The organism is Deltaproteobacteria bacterium IMCC39524 (assembly GCA_029667085.1).
Lineage (GTDB): Bacteria > Desulfobacterota > Desulfuromonadia > Desulfuromonadales > BM103 > M0040.
Genome location: JARUHJ010000001.1, coordinates 277,902 through 296,306 on the forward strand (window position 1 = coordinate 277,902; position 18,405 = coordinate 296,306).

The 18,405-nt window shown below is 49.9% G+C and carries 18 protein-coding genes; 17 read left to right on the forward strand and 1 reads right to left on the reverse strand.

What is annotated here, in order from left to right; translation table 11 throughout:
• Window positions 1–12: 12 nt before the first annotated feature.
• Window positions 13–519: a DUF5706 domain-containing protein gene (locus P9J64_01270; GenBank protein MDG5466947.1), complete on the forward strand. Its 507-nt coding sequence runs from the start codon at window positions 13–15 to the stop codon at window positions 517–519.
• Between the two features lie 128 nt (window positions 520–647).
• Window positions 648–890, forward strand: coding sequence for a hypothetical protein (locus P9J64_01275; protein ID MDG5466948.1), 243 nt, complete (start codon window positions 648–650; stop codon window positions 888–890).
• Window positions 891–1,020: 130 nt separating this feature from the next.
• Here the strand turns inward: P9J64_01275 and P9J64_01280 are convergent, their stop codons facing one another.
• Window positions 1,021–1,446, reverse strand: coding sequence for a hypothetical protein (locus tag P9J64_01280; GenBank protein MDG5466949.1), 426 nt, complete (start codon window positions 1,444–1,446; stop codon window positions 1,021–1,023).
• Between the two features lie 166 nt (window positions 1,447–1,612).
• Between P9J64_01280 and P9J64_01285 the strand changes: the two genes are divergently transcribed.
• From P9J64_01285 to P9J64_01355, 15 genes are all read left to right on the forward strand, one after another.
• A complete protein-coding gene (locus tag P9J64_01285) occupies window positions 1,613–1,756 on the forward strand; it encodes a hypothetical protein (protein ID MDG5466950.1) in 144 nt (47 codons plus the stop codon).
• A gap of 266 nt (window positions 1,757–2,022) precedes the next feature.
• Entirely contained in the window at window positions 2,023–2,289 is a 267-nt protein-coding gene (locus P9J64_01290) for an antitoxin (protein ID MDG5466951.1), read from the forward strand.
• A gap of 65 nt (window positions 2,290–2,354) precedes the next feature.
• A complete protein-coding gene (locus tag P9J64_01295) occupies window positions 2,355–3,059 on the forward strand; it encodes a response regulator (protein ID MDG5466952.1) in 705 nt (234 codons plus the stop codon).
• 2 nt (window positions 3,060–3,061) lie between these two features.
• The gene (locus tag P9J64_01300; GenBank protein ID MDG5466953.1) at window positions 3,062–3,604 is read left to right on the forward strand and encodes a nitroreductase family protein; all 543 of its coding nucleotides are present in this window, start codon (window positions 3,062–3,064) and stop codon (window positions 3,602–3,604) included.
• Window positions 3,605–3,754: 150 nt separating this feature from the next.
• Complete coding sequence (locus P9J64_01305) at window positions 3,755–3,973, forward strand: dodecin family protein (GenBank protein MDG5466954.1); 219 nt, start codon at window positions 3,755–3,757, stop codon at window positions 3,971–3,973.
• A 312-nt stretch (window positions 3,974–4,285) separates the two neighbouring features.
• Window positions 4,286–4,867 carry a DUF882 domain-containing protein gene (locus tag P9J64_01310; protein ID MDG5466955.1) on the forward strand — a complete coding sequence of 194 codons (582 nt, stop codon included), beginning with the start codon at window positions 4,286–4,288 and terminating at the stop codon, window positions 4,865–4,867.
• A 295-nt stretch (window positions 4,868–5,162) separates the two neighbouring features.
• Window positions 5,163–5,840 (forward strand): TetR/AcrR family transcriptional regulator, encoded by a 678-nt coding sequence (locus P9J64_01315; protein MDG5466956.1) that lies wholly within the window; start codon window positions 5,163–5,165, stop codon window positions 5,838–5,840.
• A gap of 53 nt (window positions 5,841–5,893) precedes the next feature.
• Window positions 5,894–7,429 (forward strand): DUF1254 domain-containing protein, encoded by a 1,536-nt coding sequence (locus P9J64_01320; GenBank protein ID MDG5466957.1) that lies wholly within the window; start codon window positions 5,894–5,896, stop codon window positions 7,427–7,429.
• A 53-nt stretch (window positions 7,430–7,482) separates the two neighbouring features.
• On the forward strand, window positions 7,483–8,520 hold the full coding sequence (locus P9J64_01325; protein ID MDG5466958.1) for a DUF1214 domain-containing protein: 1,038 nt from the start codon (window positions 7,483–7,485) through the stop codon (window positions 8,518–8,520).
• 110 nt (window positions 8,521–8,630) lie between these two features.
• The gene (locus P9J64_01330; GenBank protein ID MDG5466959.1) at window positions 8,631–9,398 is read left to right on the forward strand and encodes a hypothetical protein; all 768 of its coding nucleotides are present in this window, start codon (window positions 8,631–8,633) and stop codon (window positions 9,396–9,398) included.
• 52 nt (window positions 9,399–9,450) lie between these two features.
• A complete protein-coding gene (locus P9J64_01335; GenBank protein MDG5466960.1) occupies window positions 9,451–10,452 on the forward strand; it encodes a TIGR00341 family protein in 1,002 nt (333 codons plus the stop codon).
• A 577-nt stretch (window positions 10,453–11,029) separates the two neighbouring features.
• Complete coding sequence (locus P9J64_01340) at window positions 11,030–13,117, forward strand: alkyl sulfatase dimerization domain-containing protein (GenBank protein ID MDG5466961.1); 2,088 nt, start codon at window positions 11,030–11,032, stop codon at window positions 13,115–13,117.
• A gap of 365 nt (window positions 13,118–13,482) precedes the next feature.
• Window positions 13,483–15,015 (forward strand): arylsulfatase, encoded by a 1,533-nt coding sequence (locus tag P9J64_01345; protein MDG5466962.1) that lies wholly within the window; start codon window positions 13,483–13,485, stop codon window positions 15,013–15,015.
• A gap of 147 nt (window positions 15,016–15,162) precedes the next feature.
• Window positions 15,163–16,821, forward strand: coding sequence for an alkaline phosphatase family protein (locus tag P9J64_01350; protein ID MDG5466963.1), 1,659 nt, complete (start codon window positions 15,163–15,165; stop codon window positions 16,819–16,821).
• Window positions 16,822–17,019: 198 nt separating this feature from the next.
• Complete coding sequence (locus tag P9J64_01355) at window positions 17,020–18,294, forward strand: cytochrome b N-terminal domain-containing protein (protein ID MDG5466964.1); 1,275 nt, start codon at window positions 17,020–17,022, stop codon at window positions 18,292–18,294.
• Window positions 18,295–18,405 lie beyond the last annotated feature (111 nt).

Consider the following 18,405-nt stretch of genomic DNA (forward strand, 5'->3'; position numbering starts at 1 on the left):
AGGAGTTCAAGAATGGAGCAACCTGTTACAGAAGAAGCTGTCTTGCCACGCCTGATGGCCAGCAATGCCTTACGCGCCAACCTGTCTAAGCATATGACCTTGAATCAGATGGCTGATCAAAAGGCCTCGATGATTATGACGGCAGCGTCCTTGATGTTGACGATATCGGTGACTCAGTACGACAAACTCGGTTTGCAGATTTTTGCAATCCTGATGGCGACAGGGGGGATGGCGATCCTTTTTTCCATCTTTGCCATTATCCCCGTTTTACATGTTAAAGGTGTTCTCAACCTTTTTTATTTCAGGTCTTTTGAGCAAGTCAGTGAAGAAGAGTTCAAAACTGCTTTTAAAGAAACGCTGGCTGACAAGGACAAACTCTACGATGCGTACCTTCGAGAGATTTATTATCTCGGTAAGCATCGATTGACCCGGAAATATTTCTGGATTCGCAACGGATTGTGGTCACTCCTGACCGGTTTGGTTGTTGCCGCACTCTTAACCTGTTTGCGATTTTTCTAGATAATTAATGGTTGTGGAAAAAATCTTAACAATCTCGGTAAGTTGTTGAAAAACAGTCTTTTTCTGCTTGCGCTGCAGGTAAAAGATGATAGTAGTTAAGTATATATAGAACTATGCGGAGGTGTGCCATGTCTGAACATGCATTTCTTAGCAAAACGGAGCGCCCATACATCGATGTTATCCTGAAAGACGGCACATATCACCATTTCACTCCCCGTGTGCTTAACGTTCTTCTGGAGAGTCATCGTGTCCATAAGTTCAAGAGGTCAGAAGGTTGGGCCACCGTTGGAGTTGATCCGGTTAGAACCAAGAAAATGGCGCCTGTTAACGGGCGTTTCAGTGGACCTGACCGCAGGATGACGACTCATTAGGGTTCTGCGTTATTCTTTTCTTATCTCTGTTCGTTGACCTGCATTGACCGGTGCGGGTTTTTTTGTGTTTTTTATTCGGAGTTCTTTTCTTGAGTGTTCTTTGCTTCATCCCCAAACAGCTGATAGCTGCTCACTCTTCACTTTTGTCAGCCTTCGGCCGATATTCCCAACCTCGATCAGACATACACTTTTCCAGAATATCATCCAGGTACTCGGGGTGGTAGTCGAGCTCTCCCGGGTAGCCGGTGTATTCGGTGGGGACATCATGAATCGGCTCTGAGTTGATGTTGATCGTAGACGTGGGGTTACGGTCAGGTCGCCAGGTACCCATCTCGTTCTCTGCCATAAAATCATCTTGTGTCTGACTGTCTTTGAGGTATGGTTCTCCTGTTGGTGTTCCTGGCTTGTATTGTCGGGCAGCATAAGCCCGGCATTCTTCGAGATCCACACTTGACTCTTCCCGGGATGGTTCACGCTTGTCCTGCCAGGTGTAGGGTGTCTGTGAGGCACAACTGAAGAGGCCGATCGAGGTTAGCAAGAGCAGGTACTTAATCATGGAATCATCCTTTCGTTGAAAATGGCGAGATTGAATTACACCTGGTTCTTTAATGGTGAGATTCTATCATGGCCTTGCTCTTGAGCAAATGGCATAGCGCTTGCTAATTAACTAAAGTCAGGGGCAAGAAAAGATTTGCAGGCATAACCATATTCTGGAGGCCTTTATGAAGCTCATCAGTATTGACACTTCAAAATGCGAGCGAGAAGAGAAAGAAGTCGTTGAGGGGTTTTGTCTTTCTTATGACATGATGAAAGGGGTCTGCTTGGAGACAATGGAAGCCTGTGATGCAATACCTGAAAGTGACTAATAAACAGGACCTTAATAGTGCCTTTTGATACTGCATTGTGAGGCTCTTTGGTTCGTTCCTATTGAATTGTATCACTCTTGATAACTATTTGATTGCGGCCTCATAATGGAATGCTTTTTGGAGTTCTTTTCTACGGCTTTTCCTGTTAATCTCTCTAGCCGATCAAACAAATTGTGTCTTAAAGACAGTGCAAAAAATGCATTGTTAGTCAAGGCAAAGGATAACTTACAGCTCTCGGATCACTGCTCCGGAAGGCCCTTAGGCTTATGATGCGCTATCGCGATATCTATATGAAAACGATCGACAAGTGGGGGGAAGAAGCCCAATACGATCAGATGATCGAAGAGTGTGCGGAACTGATTGCCACTCTACAGCATTTTGCCCGGGGCAAGGTGGAGAAGAATGTGGTCGTTGATGAACTCGCTGATGTGTTCCTCATGGTTGGTCAGTTGACCTATATGTTCGGCGAGGATGATTTACATGCAGCGGTTGAAACTAAAATTGCCAAGTTAAAACTTCTTCTCGAAGAGTAAAAACTGTTTTTTGTTGCTCCTAATGATTTTGTGAATTTGCTTATTTCTACCTGGAGGTAGCTAGGATGACCCAGAACAACCTGAAGATTCTTCTGGTTGATGATGTCGATTTTTTTCGAGATGTGATGTGCGACTATTTCAAGCGTACACCGGCGACTATCATTACGGCCTCAGATGGCGAAGAAGCGATTAATGTCGCTATGCGTGAGTGGCCTGACCTTATTTATATGGACGTCGGTATGCCTGGAATGAGCGGCATTGACGTTTGTAAGAAATTTAAAGCTCATCCGCAGCTGAAGAAGATCCCGGTCCTGTTGGTTTTCACCCCTGATCGTGATGCAACGATAAAAGAAGTTGAAGCCTCCGGTTGTGATGGTTACCTGGCCAAGCCGTTTGGCCGTGAAGAATTTCTTAACCTTGGTCATCGTCACCTCTTCAACATCGAACGTCGTGAACGTCGCGTTCCTTGCCAGATGACGGTTGATTTTGAAATCAACGGTACGGCCTACCAGGCGCGCGGTGTCGATATCAGTCTGCATGGTCTCTATGTGGAGTTTCGCGACGAAATCCCACCAAACAAACGTGTGAAAGCCTCCTTTTTGCTGCCAACGATAAGCTCTAAAAAGATTGAAGTCTCAGGGCGGATAGCTTGGGTGAACCAGGGTTTCCCCCGGCAGAACATGGGCCTGGCACAAGGTTTTGGTATCGAATTCCATTCAATCGATATGGCTTCGGTAGATATTGTCAAAGCCTATCTGGATAAGAACTGATTATGACAACCACTCTCCTTGATTTACTCAGAAAACGTCGCAGTATTCGCCAGTTCACAAAACAGGCGATAGAGCCTGAAAAGATTGATGCGCTCATCGAAGCCGCTGTTCGCACACCGACGTCACGAGGCAACAACCCCTGGGAATTTATCGTCGTCACCGACCCAGGGATGCTGGAGCGACTCGGTCAGGCCAAAGCTCATGGTTCCGGATTTGTTGCAAATGCCACTTTGGCGATTGTTTTTGCTGCTGATACGACGAAGAGTGATGTCTGGACAGAAGACTGCTCCATCGCTGCCATGATGGTGCAAATGGCCGCCGAAGATCTTGGCCTCGGCAGTTGCTGGGCTCAAATCCGTTTACGCCCCCATAATGAACAATGCAGCGCTGAAGACTACATCAAAGAGCTGTTGGCACTCCCTGCGTCCCACGCTGTTGAATGTATCGTCGGCATAGGCTATTCAGCTGAAGAGAAACCTGGTCATGCAGTAGAATCACTCCCTTTTGATCAGGTCCATCGTGAAAAGTACGGCCGTAAAGAGTAGGGGAGAGTAACAAGCCCTTGTTCAGAAGTGAAAACATACATTCTCTCCAGTTCATCCAAACCCTCTAGCTCGCCTTTCTCTTGCTCTCTGTTAATATTAATTCTGTAACGATACAGTTACATTATTGTTAGCACTCAACGGAGGCCTTCTATGACGTACGGCGAATCGCGAATTTATAAAAAAGTGGAAATCATCGGTACCTCGAGTGAAAGCGTTGAAGGCGCAATTCAGGGAGCCGTCGACCGTGCCAAGGAGTCTTTGGAAAAACTCTCCTGGTTCGAAGTTCAGGAAGTTCGTGGTCACATCGATGACGACGGCAAAGTTTCTGAGTATCAGGTTGTCTTGAAAATTGCTTTTGAACTCTCCTGATTGAGACTTTATCGTTAGCAAACAATAACTTGCACCGCTGATCAAGTCTGTGATATGACACTGCCGGGTGACACATTTGTGTTACCCGGCAGTGTGTTTTAACGAAGCCTCCACACCTCCCATGCCTGTTGATGTTTTATTTGCAGGCCATTTCGTTTATATAAGCTGCCGTATTTGTTGGTTTATCATGGGTTTTCACGTCTAAAGATTCTGCTGTATTAATTTTAATCGAGTGTTTGGAACAGCCCTTGCTATGTATGAATACGAAACCAACGTATCTATACATCTTTAACTTCAAGGTTGACGCGTATCATGCAGCAAGACGAACAACTTATTGAAAAGTTACCAGACCTGAATCGCCGCCAGATCCTCAAGGCAGGTGTTTTAGGTTCCTTCTTTTGTTTATTCCCTATGCAGGCTTTAGCAAAGTTTTCTTTAACTGGCGTACAAGAACGAAGCCTGAGCCTACTTAATACACATACTGGCGAACGCCTGAAAGAGGTTGTCTATTGGGAACAGGGCAACTACGTCCTCGATGCACTTGAACACTTGAATCATGTTCTGCGTGATCATCGCACTAACGAAGTCCATCCGATTGACCCGATGACTCTCGACCTGATGGCTGCGATCTCTCGAAAAGTAGAGGCAAAGCGGCCTTTCGAGATTATCTCCGGTTACCGTTCACCGCAAACCAACAAAGCCCTTAACAAACAATCGCGCGGTGTCGCCAAGAACAGCTATCATATGCAGGGCAAAGCGATTGATTTACGTCTGCCAGGAGTTCCACTCAAAGCCGTTCGCAAGGCAGCTCTTGAACTTAGAATGGGCGGGGTAGGGTATTACGCGAAATCAGATTTTGTCCATATTGACTCTGGCAAGGTACGTAGCTGGTAAAAGAGTTTATGTTTGTAGTAGAAACACGGAATAAATGGGAATAAGCTAAATAAATGGGAAGTTTTTGCAAGCAATAATATATTCTGAATAAAAAGCTTATACGAAGGCCCTCCAATTGGAGGGCCTTTTTTTAGTTTTGAAGACATACCGTCTTGAAATATAGAAATCACATGATATTAGTTAAATCTGACACTGTGTCAGTTTTGTGATGGTCGACATGTTAAATCAGGGTTTAACGAGTTGAAAACACTGATTCAATGATGTTTCTCAACACGAATATCTAAAGGTGTGAGTGATGCCAGTCAGTAAGCAACTATCGTCTCCTCTTCACTTGAGTCCTAAACCTTCTCTCAGGGTAACTAAATCCGAGCGCACACGTACTGCAATCCTCAATGCGGCATTGGATTTTGTCTGGGTGCACCCGTTTCACGAAATGACCGTCAGCTCATTGATGGACTCAACAGGAGTGAGCCGTGCGACATTTTACCAGTATTTCAGTGACCTGCATGAATTGATGGAGACCTTGCTGGACTTTCTGCAAGAAGAAATTTTTGTTGCTGCCGCGCCTTGGATTAGCGGAACCGGCGATCCTGTCTCTTTGATGTATGAGGCCCTGGATGGGTTGGTTCGTGTCTGTTATGAACGAGGCCCATTGTTGAAAGCAATATTTGATTCGGCTACTGCCGACAAACGTTTTGAAAACGCCTGGGAAAAGTTTTTAGGTGGGTTCGATGATGCCGGTTGTGCTCGAATTAAAGCAGATCAGGAGCAGGGCCTGATTCCGGACTTTGACCCTTACAGTGTCATGTTTGCGCTCAATCGACTTGATGCTTATACGCTTATCAGTGCGTTTGGACAGCACCCAAGGAAAGAGCCCGAACCAATCCGTGAAGCACTGGCTCGAATTTGGGCTTCTTCGCTTTATGGTGCCGAATATATCGGGACCGGATCCTCGACTCTCAACCGAACATAAGCAATCAGAGCAAAGTAAAATTAATTGTTTAACTTATACGAGGAGAACGTCTAATGAAGAAAGTATGCATCAAAGTCTACTTGAGCATTGCAGTAACGTTTCTCATTACACAGTTTATGTGCTTACCGATTGGAGCACAGGTCAGCAAGGAAGTTCTGGATTCAATTTCGACTCCAGATCAGGTAGAGACGTCGATCGGCACTCTAAAGTTTCTTGATGGGGCGCCCTATCCCGAAACGGCTGACAAAGTTTATGACTACCTAGACACGATGCGCGGTGTGGATGCTTTTCTAAAAGGCATGCCCGGCGCATCCTTACAGGCACTGATTCATGGCAATCACGAGTTAGGTGCAACGGCGTCTCACCAGGTGATGATCATGGATAAACTGATGGATTCCACATCACTCTTTCTGACTGGAAACACGTCCACAATGTATGTCTTACCCACGCTTAACCTGAAACGCGATGGCGCAACTGTGCTCGAAGCGCCGCCGGGCATGCTGGGCGCCTTTAATGATGCATGGTTCCGTTACATGCAGGACATTGGTCCTGCCGGGCCCGACAAGGGCAAGGGCGGCAAATACCTGGTGCTTCCGCCCGATTATGAGGGCGAAATTCCCGAGGGTTATTTCGTTGTCCCATCCAAGACATACAACGTATGGGTTTTCATGCGTGCCTCTATAGCCAAGGGACTGGAGCCGGCGGCTAAGAATGTGGAACAGAACCTGCTGATTTACCCCCTGTCGAAAAAAGAAAATCCCCCCGAAATGGAGTTCATCAGCGGTTCATTTGTTTCGTTCAACACGATTCACGCGAATAACTACTTGTTTTATGAGCACCTCAACGAGTGGATCCAGGAAGAGCATCTCGACATGCTGGACCCGGAAACACGCGGCCTGTTTGCCTCGATCGGTATTGAAAAAGGTAAGCCTTTCAAGCCTGATGAACGCATGAAGAACATACTCACAGATGCAGTGAAGATCGCCAACGCCACCGCCCGTTCCATCGTGTGGCACCCTCGTACCGATGGAACCATGAAGGGTATAAGGATTTATCCTGATACGGACAGTGCCTGGCTGATGGGTTGGGTGGACAAGAATGTTTTTTTTAACGGCAAAGATGGCAAAACCATGAATTCTGACGCTCGCGTGATGTTCCATTACCCCTATACCGCTGTGACTCCGGCCATGGCGGTCAGCAAAGCCGGGGTAGGTTCGGACTACGGAATTGCTTACGTCGATTCAAACAAGATGCCTTTTGATGGCAGTAAAACGTACAAGCTGAATCTGCCCGCAAATCCTCCGGCCAAGGCGTTTTGGGCGCTGACGATGTATGACAACCAAACCCGCTCGCAACTTCAAACCAGCCAGAAGTTCCCAACCGTCGGCAGCCAGACCAAAGGTCTCAGGCAAAACGAGGACGGCTCGTACGATATCTACTTTTCGCCGGAGCCACCGAAAGGTTTTGAGAACAACTGGCTTGCAACCGTGCCGGGGAAAGGCTGGTTTGTCGCGTTGCGGATGTACGGACCGCTTGAGCCCTGGATTGAGAAAACCTGGCGCCCTGGTGAAATCGAATTGGTGAAATAGTTGAGAATTGAACAACACCTGATAGCGAAAAGTCATACACAGGAGAATCAGATATGAGAGCACAATCCAGATTACAGCGATCCCTCCAGGCATTCTTATTAGGGTCGTGCCTTTCAATTTTTGCCCTGACATCGGCGTATGCTGAGGATGCACCCAACGTCACCGCCGACAACTACGTCCGTGCCGAGTCGGACTTTCAGATGAAAGGCTACATCGAGAGCTTCGACAATTTCGGGAAGTTCCATCACAACCGGAAGCCCTATGATGTGGACAACCAGATTACCATTCGGGGCAACCGGGACACGCTCTACTCGTTCGGCGTATGGGATCTGAGGTCTCCGGTCACGATCACAATGCCGGAGACCAAGGGGCGCTACCAGTCCTTGATGATCGTGAGTCAGGATCATTCGATCTGGGGGCTCTACGGCCCCAAAACCGGCACCCTGACAGAAGAAAAGGTCGGAACGCGATATGTGCTCCTGACCATTCGAACCTTTGCGGATCCGAATGACGAGGAAGACATGAAGGAGGCGTATCGACTTCAGGAAGCCGTAGTCGTCGAGCAGGCGGATCTTGGAGAGTTCGAGGTGCCCGACTGGAAGAAGGACGAGGTGGAGAAGATGCGGGAGACGATCAACGTGGTCGCCTCCACCGTCACGGATTCCGGAAAGCTGTTCGGCAAGAAGGAAGATCTGGATCCGGTCTACTGGATGCTGGGTGCCGCCCTTGGTTGGGGCGGACTGCCGGCAGAAGCCGCCAGCTACGTGAACGTTGTCCCGGAGAAAAACGACGGGAAGACCGCCTACACCCTTACCGCGAAGGACGTGCCGGTGGACGCCTTCTGGTCCGTGACCCTCTACGACGACAAGGGATTGATGCCGGTCAACGAGTACAACGCCTACTCCTTCAACAATGTCACGGCCAAGAAGGACAAAGACGGCAGCATCACCATTCGCTTCGGCGGTGATCCCAAGGCGGACAACTTCCTGCCGATCGTGCCAGGCTGGAATTACATCGTCAGGTTATATAAGCCGAAGAAGGAAATCCTGGATGGAAGTTGGACATTCCCGGAGCCGAAAGCCGTTAAATAGAGTTTGTACGTGGGACTGTTTAAATCAACGCGTCCGCTCGCGGGCGACTTCGAAAAGACTTTACAAACGATTTCTATTTGGCTTCGTGGAAAGCCTGGAGGTACTGATTTGTGATTTACCATTTACAACGTTTAGCTTTTAGTCTTGCCATAGCTCTCTGTTGTTCCTTGGCGTTAACAACTCCCGTCATTGCTGAAACACAGGTCAGCGACGAGAACTGGGAGTTTGGCGGAGCTGCTTATCTTTGGGCTGCAGGGGTAGAAGGGACGGATTCGGCTGGAGATGAGATCGATGTTTCATTCTCTGACATCGTGAAGGATCTTGATGGTGGCCTCATGGGCATCATCTCCGCCCGTAAAGGCAAGTGGACGCTGCTTGCAGATATCATCTACCTGAGCATTAATCAAGAAACCAGTTCAACTGCGAATATTATCGGAGTCCCGGAAAAGGTTGATGTTGATGTGAAGCTGGAGGGTTTCGTCTCGACTTTGCTTGCCGCCTATCGTGTCCAGGAGAGTGACATGACCAGTGTCGACCTTCTGGTTGGTGCTCGCTACTTTAGAGTGGATGTCGATTTAGATGTTGATGTTGGGGCAAGTAAGACCAAAGCTTCAGATTCCGGGGATGTTCTGGACGGCATCATTGGTGCCCAGGTGTTATTAAACCTCAGTGACAAGTGGTATCTCTCCTGCTATGCAGACGTAGGGACCGGAGACAGCAAGCGGACCTGGCAGGTATGGCCCGGTTTCGGTTATCGGCTTGAAAAGGTTGATGTGGTTGCGGGTTACCGCCACCTTGAGTGGGAGAGTGATGATGGTGACACTATCGACGACATAAACTTCAGCGGCCCTATGCTTGGTTTCAAGACACAATTTTAACAATTGATAATCAATCATTTTTACAAATTGCTTTCACAGGACAGGCTTTTCAATGGCTTTGAGACTCGCCCACATTTACCTGCCCAAAGACAGTTCCGGACTTTTGGATGACCTGACAGAAAAGTTCAATATCATCGAGCATTACGAACTGGAAGAGAAAAACTGGAACGAGGTCAAACTTCTTCTCGATGCAGAGATGTCTGAACCGGTATTGGATTACATGGAAAATCGATTTGGTCAACAACCAGGTTTTCGGGTGATCGTTACGCCGGTGGAAGCCGTTATTCCCCGTCTGGAAGTGGAAGAGAAGGCTGAGACAGTCGAAGACAGCCAAAAGAGCGAGAATGAAGCAAAGAGAATCCACCGTGAAGAATTGTACGAGGATATCAACAATGTTTCTTCTGTTGGTCGCACATTTATACTGCTGGTGATTCTGTCCGCCTGTGTTGCGGCGATCGGCCTTTTGCGAGCCAACGTTGCCATTATCATCGGCGCTATGGTCATTGCGCCACTGTTGGGCCCGAATATGGGCATTGCGCTTGCCGCAACCCTCGGTGATTCGGCTTTGGCGAAACGATCCTTTAAGACAGTGTCTGTCGGGATTGGCGTTGCGTTGATCATCGCAGTTGCCTTGGGATGGTTTGCTCAGGTTGACGTAACAAATCCAGAAATAGCCGGCCGCTTACAGGTGAGTTACGCAGATTTTGTTCTCGCACTTGCATCGGGGGCTGCTGGTGCGCTCTCTTTTACCTCAGGAGTACCGGGAAGCCTCATCGGTGTCATGGTGGCCGTTGCCTTGCTGCCCCCCTTGATGGTCTTCGGACTGCTCATAGGAGACGGCCAGTTTCATCAAAGTTATCAAGCCTTCCTGTTGCTCATGACCAACGTGGTCTGCGTTAACATTTCTGGCGTGGCGATGTTTCTCTTTCAGGGAGTTCGGCCCAACAGGTGGTGGGAGGCAAAAAAAGCTAAAAAACAAACACGGATCGCTATTGCGGTCTGGTTTTTTTTATTGGCCATGCTCGCCATTTTGATTCAACTTGACTTTAGATAAGCTGGAGCCTTGAATTGAGAGAGTCAGGTGTCCGGTCGGGATCGAACTGGTGGGACAGTAAAGGGCTGAGTGCTGATTTTATTTATAACCAAAATCGCTCAAGGAAATTCCCATTTATTCAGCCTGAAATGCGGAACATTCCCATTTTTTAGAGGGTCTTTTGCCAGAATCAATAAATGGGAAAATAGGGTAGGTCGCTGAAATCGTAAGATTTCCATTTCCCAACTATTCGAGGTCCTACAATTTGGTTGTAGAAACACGGAATAAATGTGATTACGCCACATATATAAGAACACTCCCTATGCGATAATTTAGTGAGAATAATCGATACTTAAAAAGCCCTCCAAACTGGAGAGCTTTTTTTGTGCTCGAGTTGTATGTTGATTGAATGGGAATAAGTTCTAATCCATTCAAATGCTCACAGGATCGTATAGCCCTCCTTTTATAGCATTCAATATTTTTTTTGGGGGGGGGGGAACTTTTAATTTTATCTGTTATAAATTACGAATACCTTACCAAGTTAGTAAGTTATTTGGCGCTCATAAACATTCGATCCAACATTTAAGGGAGATTTTACATGTCTTGTTTTAAAGCAATCAGTCTTTTGGTCTCCATGCTTGCATTGTCGATAACTTGTTTTGCTGCTGGTGGCGGTGAGATTGTCAAGGCTGACCCCGACAAACACTTTGACCCCAAGGGCAAGCTGCCCTCGGAGTTTACTGTCGAGTTCCAGAATGGGCAGAGAAAATCCCTGCCTTTTGAAGATAAGCGTGATTTCGATGAAGCCAAACAGGGCTTTATCGCGGCCCCAGAGTACAAGCAGATCATGGCCGATGCCGGTCACGTCGCGTGGGACATGGGCAGCTACGAATTCCTCTTGACCGATAAGGAATACGACACTATCCATCCCTCGCTTCAACGTCAGGCCGTACTTAACATGGCTTATGGCCTGTACGAAGTACTGCCCGAAAAGATCTACCAGGTGCGCGGTTACGACCTCGCCAACATCACCTTCGTTAAGGGCGACACTGGCTGGATCATTTTCGACCCGCTCACGGCCAAAGAGACTGCTGCTGCTGCCCTGAAGTTCATCAACGAAAAACTCGGTGAGCGGCCTGTGGTCGCGGTCGTCTATTCCCACTCTCATGCCGATCACTTCGGAGGCGTCCGGGGTGTGGCTGACCAGGCGGACGTAATGAGCGGCAAAATCAAGATCATCGCTCCGGTAGGGTTCATGGATCACGCTGTGGCCGAGAATGTTTATGCCGGCAACGCTATGACGCGACGCCTTTTCTATCAGTACGGTGTGCTTTTGCCGCGTAGCCCGTTCGGCCATGTCGATCAGTCGATCGGCAAGAATACGGCAGCCGGCAACCTGGGCCTGATTCCACCAACCGTTATAGTCGAGGATGATTTCGAGGAGATGACAGTTGATGGTGTCAAGATGGTCTTCCAGAACACCCCGGGGACTGAAGCACCCGCGGAGATGAACACTTACTTCCCGGAGTGGAAAGCCTTCTGGGCCGCGGAAAACATCACAGGGACAGTGCATAACATCTACACCCTGCGCGGTGCTCTGGTACGAGACGCCCTCGCATGGTCAAAGGGAATCAACGCAGCTCTCTATCATTTCGGCAAGGACGCCGAAGTTATGTTCGCTTCGCACAGCTGGCCCCGTTGGGGTAATGAGCGTATTCAGGAAGTCATGCGTTCCCAGCGAGACATCTACGCCAATCTGAATAACGAAGTGCTGCATCTTGCCAATTCGGGTGTTACGGTCAATGAAATTCACAACGTCTATAGCCCACCGAAGAGCTTGCAGAATCAATGGTCCGCCCACAGCTACCATGGCTCTGAAGAACACAACAGCCGCGCAGTAGTTAATCGTTACCTGGGCTATTGGGATGCCAACCCGGCGACCCTGATACCACTCTCTCCGCGCGATTCTGCTCCACTCTATGTGGAGATGATGGGTGGCGCCGAGCCGATTATCAAAAAGGGCAAGGAGCTCTATAGCGAAGGTAAGTATCGTCACGCTATGGAGATCCTCAATAAACTGGTTTTTGCCGAACCTGAGAATCAGGTCGCCAAAGATCTTTTGGCGGATGTTTACGAGCAAATTGGCTATCAGAAAGAAAGCCCGAGTGTGCGCAACAGCTTCCTGGCCGGTGCTTATGAGTTGCGTAACGGCATCCCCTCCGGAGCCTCACCCAAGACCAGTGGCCCTGACATGATCAGCGCCATGTCGACCGAGCTGTGGCTTGACTTTCTCGCGATTCGTCTCGACAGTAAAAAGGCGGATGGGAAGGAGTTCGTCATCAATCTTGTGACACCTGATAATGGCGAAAAGTTCGTAGTTGAGCTGAGTAATGCCACCTTGACCAACATCGTTGGTTTCCAGGCTGAAGATGCGGACCTGACGGTCACTATCGACCGTGCCGATCTCGAGAAAACCATGATGGGCGTCGTCAGCATGGATGAGCAGATCACATCCGGCAAAGCCAAACTGGTCGGCGACCCTAAGCCAATCGATCAGCTGAAGTCTATGCTTGTTCAGTTCGACATAGGTTTCGAGATTCTGCCAGGCACGGGCGCCAAGGACCTGACTCCGGAGAAAGGTGCGTTTGCCCATGAGCCGCCTGCGATTGATGCTCTTACAGATTGATGAGTGGTTACAACTGACGATCAAAATGGCGAGCGGAGTATTAACTCTGCTCGTCGTTTTTTTTACCAACGCTTGCTAAATCTTTAAGACCTTTTATTGTTAAACATTAACCATTTGTCATGCTTGTGGGCAACTATTAAGAGGCGGTGTCTCAGCACCAATCCGATGTGGGATTTAAGAGAACACCATGAAACACAAGAAGAAAAGAACTTTAGCTCATTAATTAAGAGGGGTAACCACCGTTTGTCACTTTTCTGGGACATTTAGAATGGCGGAAAACATTACACCCTGTGACGAACCCATAACGAAAGGAGAGTGTCATGAGGCTGAACAGATTGTATTTCGCGAGTTTTGCTCTAGTTGCTATGACGGTATTTATACCACCAGCTGCAACCCACGTGCAGGCAGCAGAGAAGAAGCCCAATATCCTCGTGATATGGGGTGATGACGTCGGTCAAAGTAATATCAGCGCCTACACCAGGGGGTTGGTCGGTTATAAAACCCCTAACATTGACCGGATTGCCAATGAAGGCATCCTTTTTACTGATTATTATGGCGAGCAATCCTGTACCGCTGGTCGCTCATCTTTTATCATGGGTCAGAGCGTTTTCCGCACCGGCCTGTCTAAGGTCGGACTGCCGGGCGCCAAGGAAGGGATGCAGGTTGAAGATCCGAGCATTGCCGTGCTGTTAAAGGACCAGGGGTATACCACAGGACAATTCGGCAAAAACCACCTCGGTGACCGTGACGAGCACCTGCCGACCAACCATGGTTTCGATGAGTTTTACGGCAACCTGTACCACTTGAATGCAGAAGAAGAGCCGGAAAATGAGGATTACTTCAAGAATCCCGAATTGAAGAAAAAGTTCGGCCCGCGCGGCGTGATTCACTCCTGGGCCGAGGCTGACGGGACACAGAAGATTGAAGATACTGGCCCGCTGACCAAAAAACGAATGGAAACCGTCGATGACGATACGTCTGATGTCGCTATCGCATTCATCAAGAAGGCTCACGAGGAAGGAACACCCTGGTTTGTCTGGTGGAGCGGAACGCGCATGCATTTCCGCACCCATGTCAAGGAGGAATTGCGAGGCATAAGCGGTCAGGACGAGTATGCCGATGGCATGATTGAGCATGACATGCATATCGGCAAATTCCTGAAAGCTCTCGATGAGTTGGGGATAGCAGACAACACCATCGTGCACTATTCGACTGATAACGGTCCACACTACAACACCTGGCCCGATGCTGCCGCTACACCCTTTCGAGGCGAAAAGAACACCAACTGGGAAGGTGGCTGGCGTGTCCCGGCGGCCGTTCGCTGGCCTGGCGTGATCATGCCCGGTTCGGTCAGTAACGGTGTCGTGCATCACATGGATTGGTTGCCGACCTTCGTCGCTGCCGCTGGCAAGAAAGATATCAAGGAAGATTTGCTGGACGGATACACCTCAAAGGCCCTTTCGCGTGATTACAAGATTCATTTGGATGGCTATGACCTCACGGAGCACTTGAAAAACCCGGACGAGGTCGAAAGCCCGCGCAAGGAGATCTTCTATTTCTCTGACGACGGCGATTTGACGGCGTTGCGTTATAGCGACTGGAAGATCATCTTCATGGAGCAGAAGGCCACTGGCACCTTCCGTGTTTGGATGGAGCCTTTCGTCCCGATGCGAGTTCCTATGATTGAAAACCTCCGGCGTGATCCCTATGAGAGAGCATCAATAACCTCGAACACTTATTTTGATTGGATGCTTGATCGAGCCTTTCTGCTGGTGCCTGCACAGGCCTACGTAGGGAATTTCTTGAAGACATTCAAGGATTATCCGCCACGTCAGAAAGCGGCCAGTTTTAGTCTCGACAAGGTTATGGAACAGATGCAACAGCCTGCCTCGCACTGAGGTTATACTCATCTCAAGGGGCGCACCGTGAATGGTGCGCCCCTTTCTAAATGCTTTTAGTTTGAAGCTACGGATAATTAGTAAAGGTTTTACGTTATGAAATCAGCTAAGTTGAAGGTTATGTTTGGTCTTTTAATGTGTTTTTTCATGCTGACTGTGTCTGTTGTACAGGCGAGTTCTGCTCCAAAATTGGTATTACAGATCACCATTGATGCCCTGCGAGGCGATCTACCGACCCGTTACTATGACCGCCTGGGTGAAAACGGTTTCCGCTACCTCTGGGAGAAGGGGACCGTCTATAAGGATGCTCATCATGCTCACGCCAACACCGAGACCATCGTCGGTCATGCAACCCTGGCGACCGGAGCGCACCCTGCCACACACGGTATGATCGGCAACGTCTGGTTTGACCGCACCGAAAACCGGACCATGTATAACATCGAGGATGACCGTTATAAGCTGCTGACGGTCGGCGCTGGTGTCGACCAGGATGCCGAGATCGATTCGACCCAGAAGGCGGCCAAGAGCGACGGTCGCTCGCCGTCAGCGATCATGGTAACAACAACCGGCGATGAACTGGCGCTCAATACCGCCGGGCGTGCCAAGGTTTTTGCCGTGTCGGTCAAGGATCGCGGCGCCGTGTCGATGGCCGGACATGCCGGCAAAGCCTTCTGGTTCTCCAAGGCCAGTGGCGAATTCGTGACCAGCAATTACTACTACGACGCTTACCCCGAATGGGTCAACGAGTGGAACGCGCGCAAGCTCTCCTCAGCCTATTCCGGCAAAGCCTGGGAGCTGTTGCATGATCAGGGCAGTTACCTGTTCGGCGATGCCGATGACAAGGCTTGGGAAACCGACCTGGCCGGCTTCGGCAGGACTTTCCCGCACCCCTACGGAGAAGCGGACGGCAAATACTACACAACCCTGTTGACGCTGAGCCCAGCCGGGGATGAGTTGACCCTGTCTTTTGCCAAGGAATTGATCAGCAAGGAGCAGTTGGGCCAGGATGATATCCCCGATTTTCTCGGCGTCAGTTTCTCTTCCACCGATTATGTAGGTCACATTTTCGGTCCGTCCAGCCTGGAAACAGAAGATAACCTCTTGCGCCTCGATCGGTCGCTTGCCGATCTGCTGGCCTTCATTGACAAGCAGGTTGGTCTCGACAACACGCTGATCGTCCTTTCTGCTGACCACGGCGGCCCGGAGGTTCCTGGCTACCTGAATGAATTCGGCATTGACGCTGGCTATTCTGACCCTGAAAAATGGGACAAGCAGCCGGCTCTGGCGGTTTTAAAAAATGAGTTCGGTGTCGATAAGGAGCTGATTTCCGGCTACAATCACCCTTATGTCTACCTCAATCAAGAGGTGATCCAGCAACGTGAGCTGGATCCTCGCGAGGTTGAGCAGGCGATCGCTGCAGAACTGCTGCAATTCGAGGGAATTGCCCAGGCCGTCGGCAGCACTGCATTGCGTGAGGGAAACCTGCCGGATACCACGCTGAACCAGGCAATCCTCAAGAACTTCAACCCGAACCGTTCCGGTGACATCTATGTGGTCTTTAAACCGCATTGGTTTATTAATGATTTTGACGGCCTGAGTGTGGCCGCGACCCATGGTTCACCCTGGAAGTATGATACCTACGTACCGATTGTTTTTGTCGGAGCGAATATCCCTGCGCAGCATATTGAACGCCGGGTGCTGACCGTTGATGTTGCGCCAACTCTGACAGCGCTTCTCGGTATCAAGCCGCCTTCGGGAGCGGCGGGCGTTCCTTTGGTTGAAGTCTTTGGCGGGCAAGAACGATAAGGCCCTTTCTTTTCGGATTGGGGGCACTTACATGAGACTCTTCAGTGTGAGTGCCTCCTCAGTGAAGAACAGAAGAGGCCTGCTCTGATCATCCCAGCTTTAAGTTTTATTTAACCTGTCTTTATGCTAAAGTCCGACCTAAGTTACTAATCACATTGAAGTTAGCGTAACCAAGTACCTCGGGACGATTAATTTCTCATGAAGCAATCCAGGCGGTCGATCACCGATCTTATCCTGCACCTGCATCCGCACACCGTGCCCCGGGAAACGCTACGAGTTTCTCTGAGCTGGGGATTGGGCGGGATGGCCGCGGTGCTGGTCGGCCTGTTGTTTCTGACTGGCATCCTGCAACTCTTCGTTTACCAATCGTCTGTTCATCAAGCCTATGCCTCTGTTCTGATCCTGACCCGGGAGGTGCCCTTCGGCTTGTGGGTCCGCAATATTCATCACTGGAGTGCCAACCTGCTGGTTGTTGCTGCCGTGCTGCACCTGCTGCGGGTAGCTTTGACCGGCGCGTTCGGGCAGGGCAGGCGCCTCAACTGGGTCGTCGGCCTGTTCCTGCTTTTCCTGCTGCTCTCTGCTAACTTCACCGGCTATCTGCTGCCCTGGGACCAGCTTGCTTACTGGGCAGTTACCATCTGCACCAGCATGCTCGGCTACATTCCGATCTGCGGGCCCTGGCTACTGGAACTCTTCCGCGGCGGTTCAGAAATCGGTGGCCCGACCTTGGCCAATTTCTTTGTCCTGCATGTCGCCTTCATCCCCGGCAGCCTGTTTGTCCTGATGCTCTGGCACTTCTGGTTGGTTCGCCGGGCCGGCGGCCTGGTGCAGGTTAAAAAGGACGAACAGGTTCCAGTCGACCGTGTGCCGACCGTCCCCGACCTGGTGGTACGTGAAGCGGCCTTCGGTCTGTTGCTGATCGCTTTTGTGCTGATTCTGGCGATTGTCTGGGACGCTCCCTTGCTGGAGCAGGCCAACCCGGGCATGAGCCCCAACCCGGCCAAAGCCCCCTGGTATTTCCTCGGCTTCCAGGAGCTGCTGCTGCACCTGCACCCGGTCTTCGCCACCCTTGTCTGGCCGCTGATGGGTGCTCTGGCTTTTCTGTGTGTCCCATTCTGGGCCGACAGCTCTCTACCGACTGGAGTCTGGTTCGGATCAGCGCGTGGGCGGACTTTGGCGGTCTGGACTTCAGCGGTTGGCGCGGGGGCAACCCTGGCCCTTGTCTTGACAGACAACCTGTTGCTGCAGTCGGCCGCGCCGGTGTCCAATACCCTGATGACTCGTGGCCTGCTGCCGACGGGTTTGTTGATTGCCCTGTTGGCAGGCCTTTATTTTTTGCTGGTCAGGAAACTGAAATACACGCGTGCCGAGACCGTGATGGCCGGCATCATCCTGACGTTGGTTGTATTGACGGCCTGCACGATTATCGGCGTCTGGTTTCGTGGTCCGGAGATGCATTTGAGTTGGCCATAGGGCCGTGACGCGGAACGCGGTACGAGGGACGTAAAAATCTATGATCTAGAACTGCGTGCATGGCTTTTATCTGCGGCTAAGAATAAGGTTTTAAAGATGGTTGAAAACCAA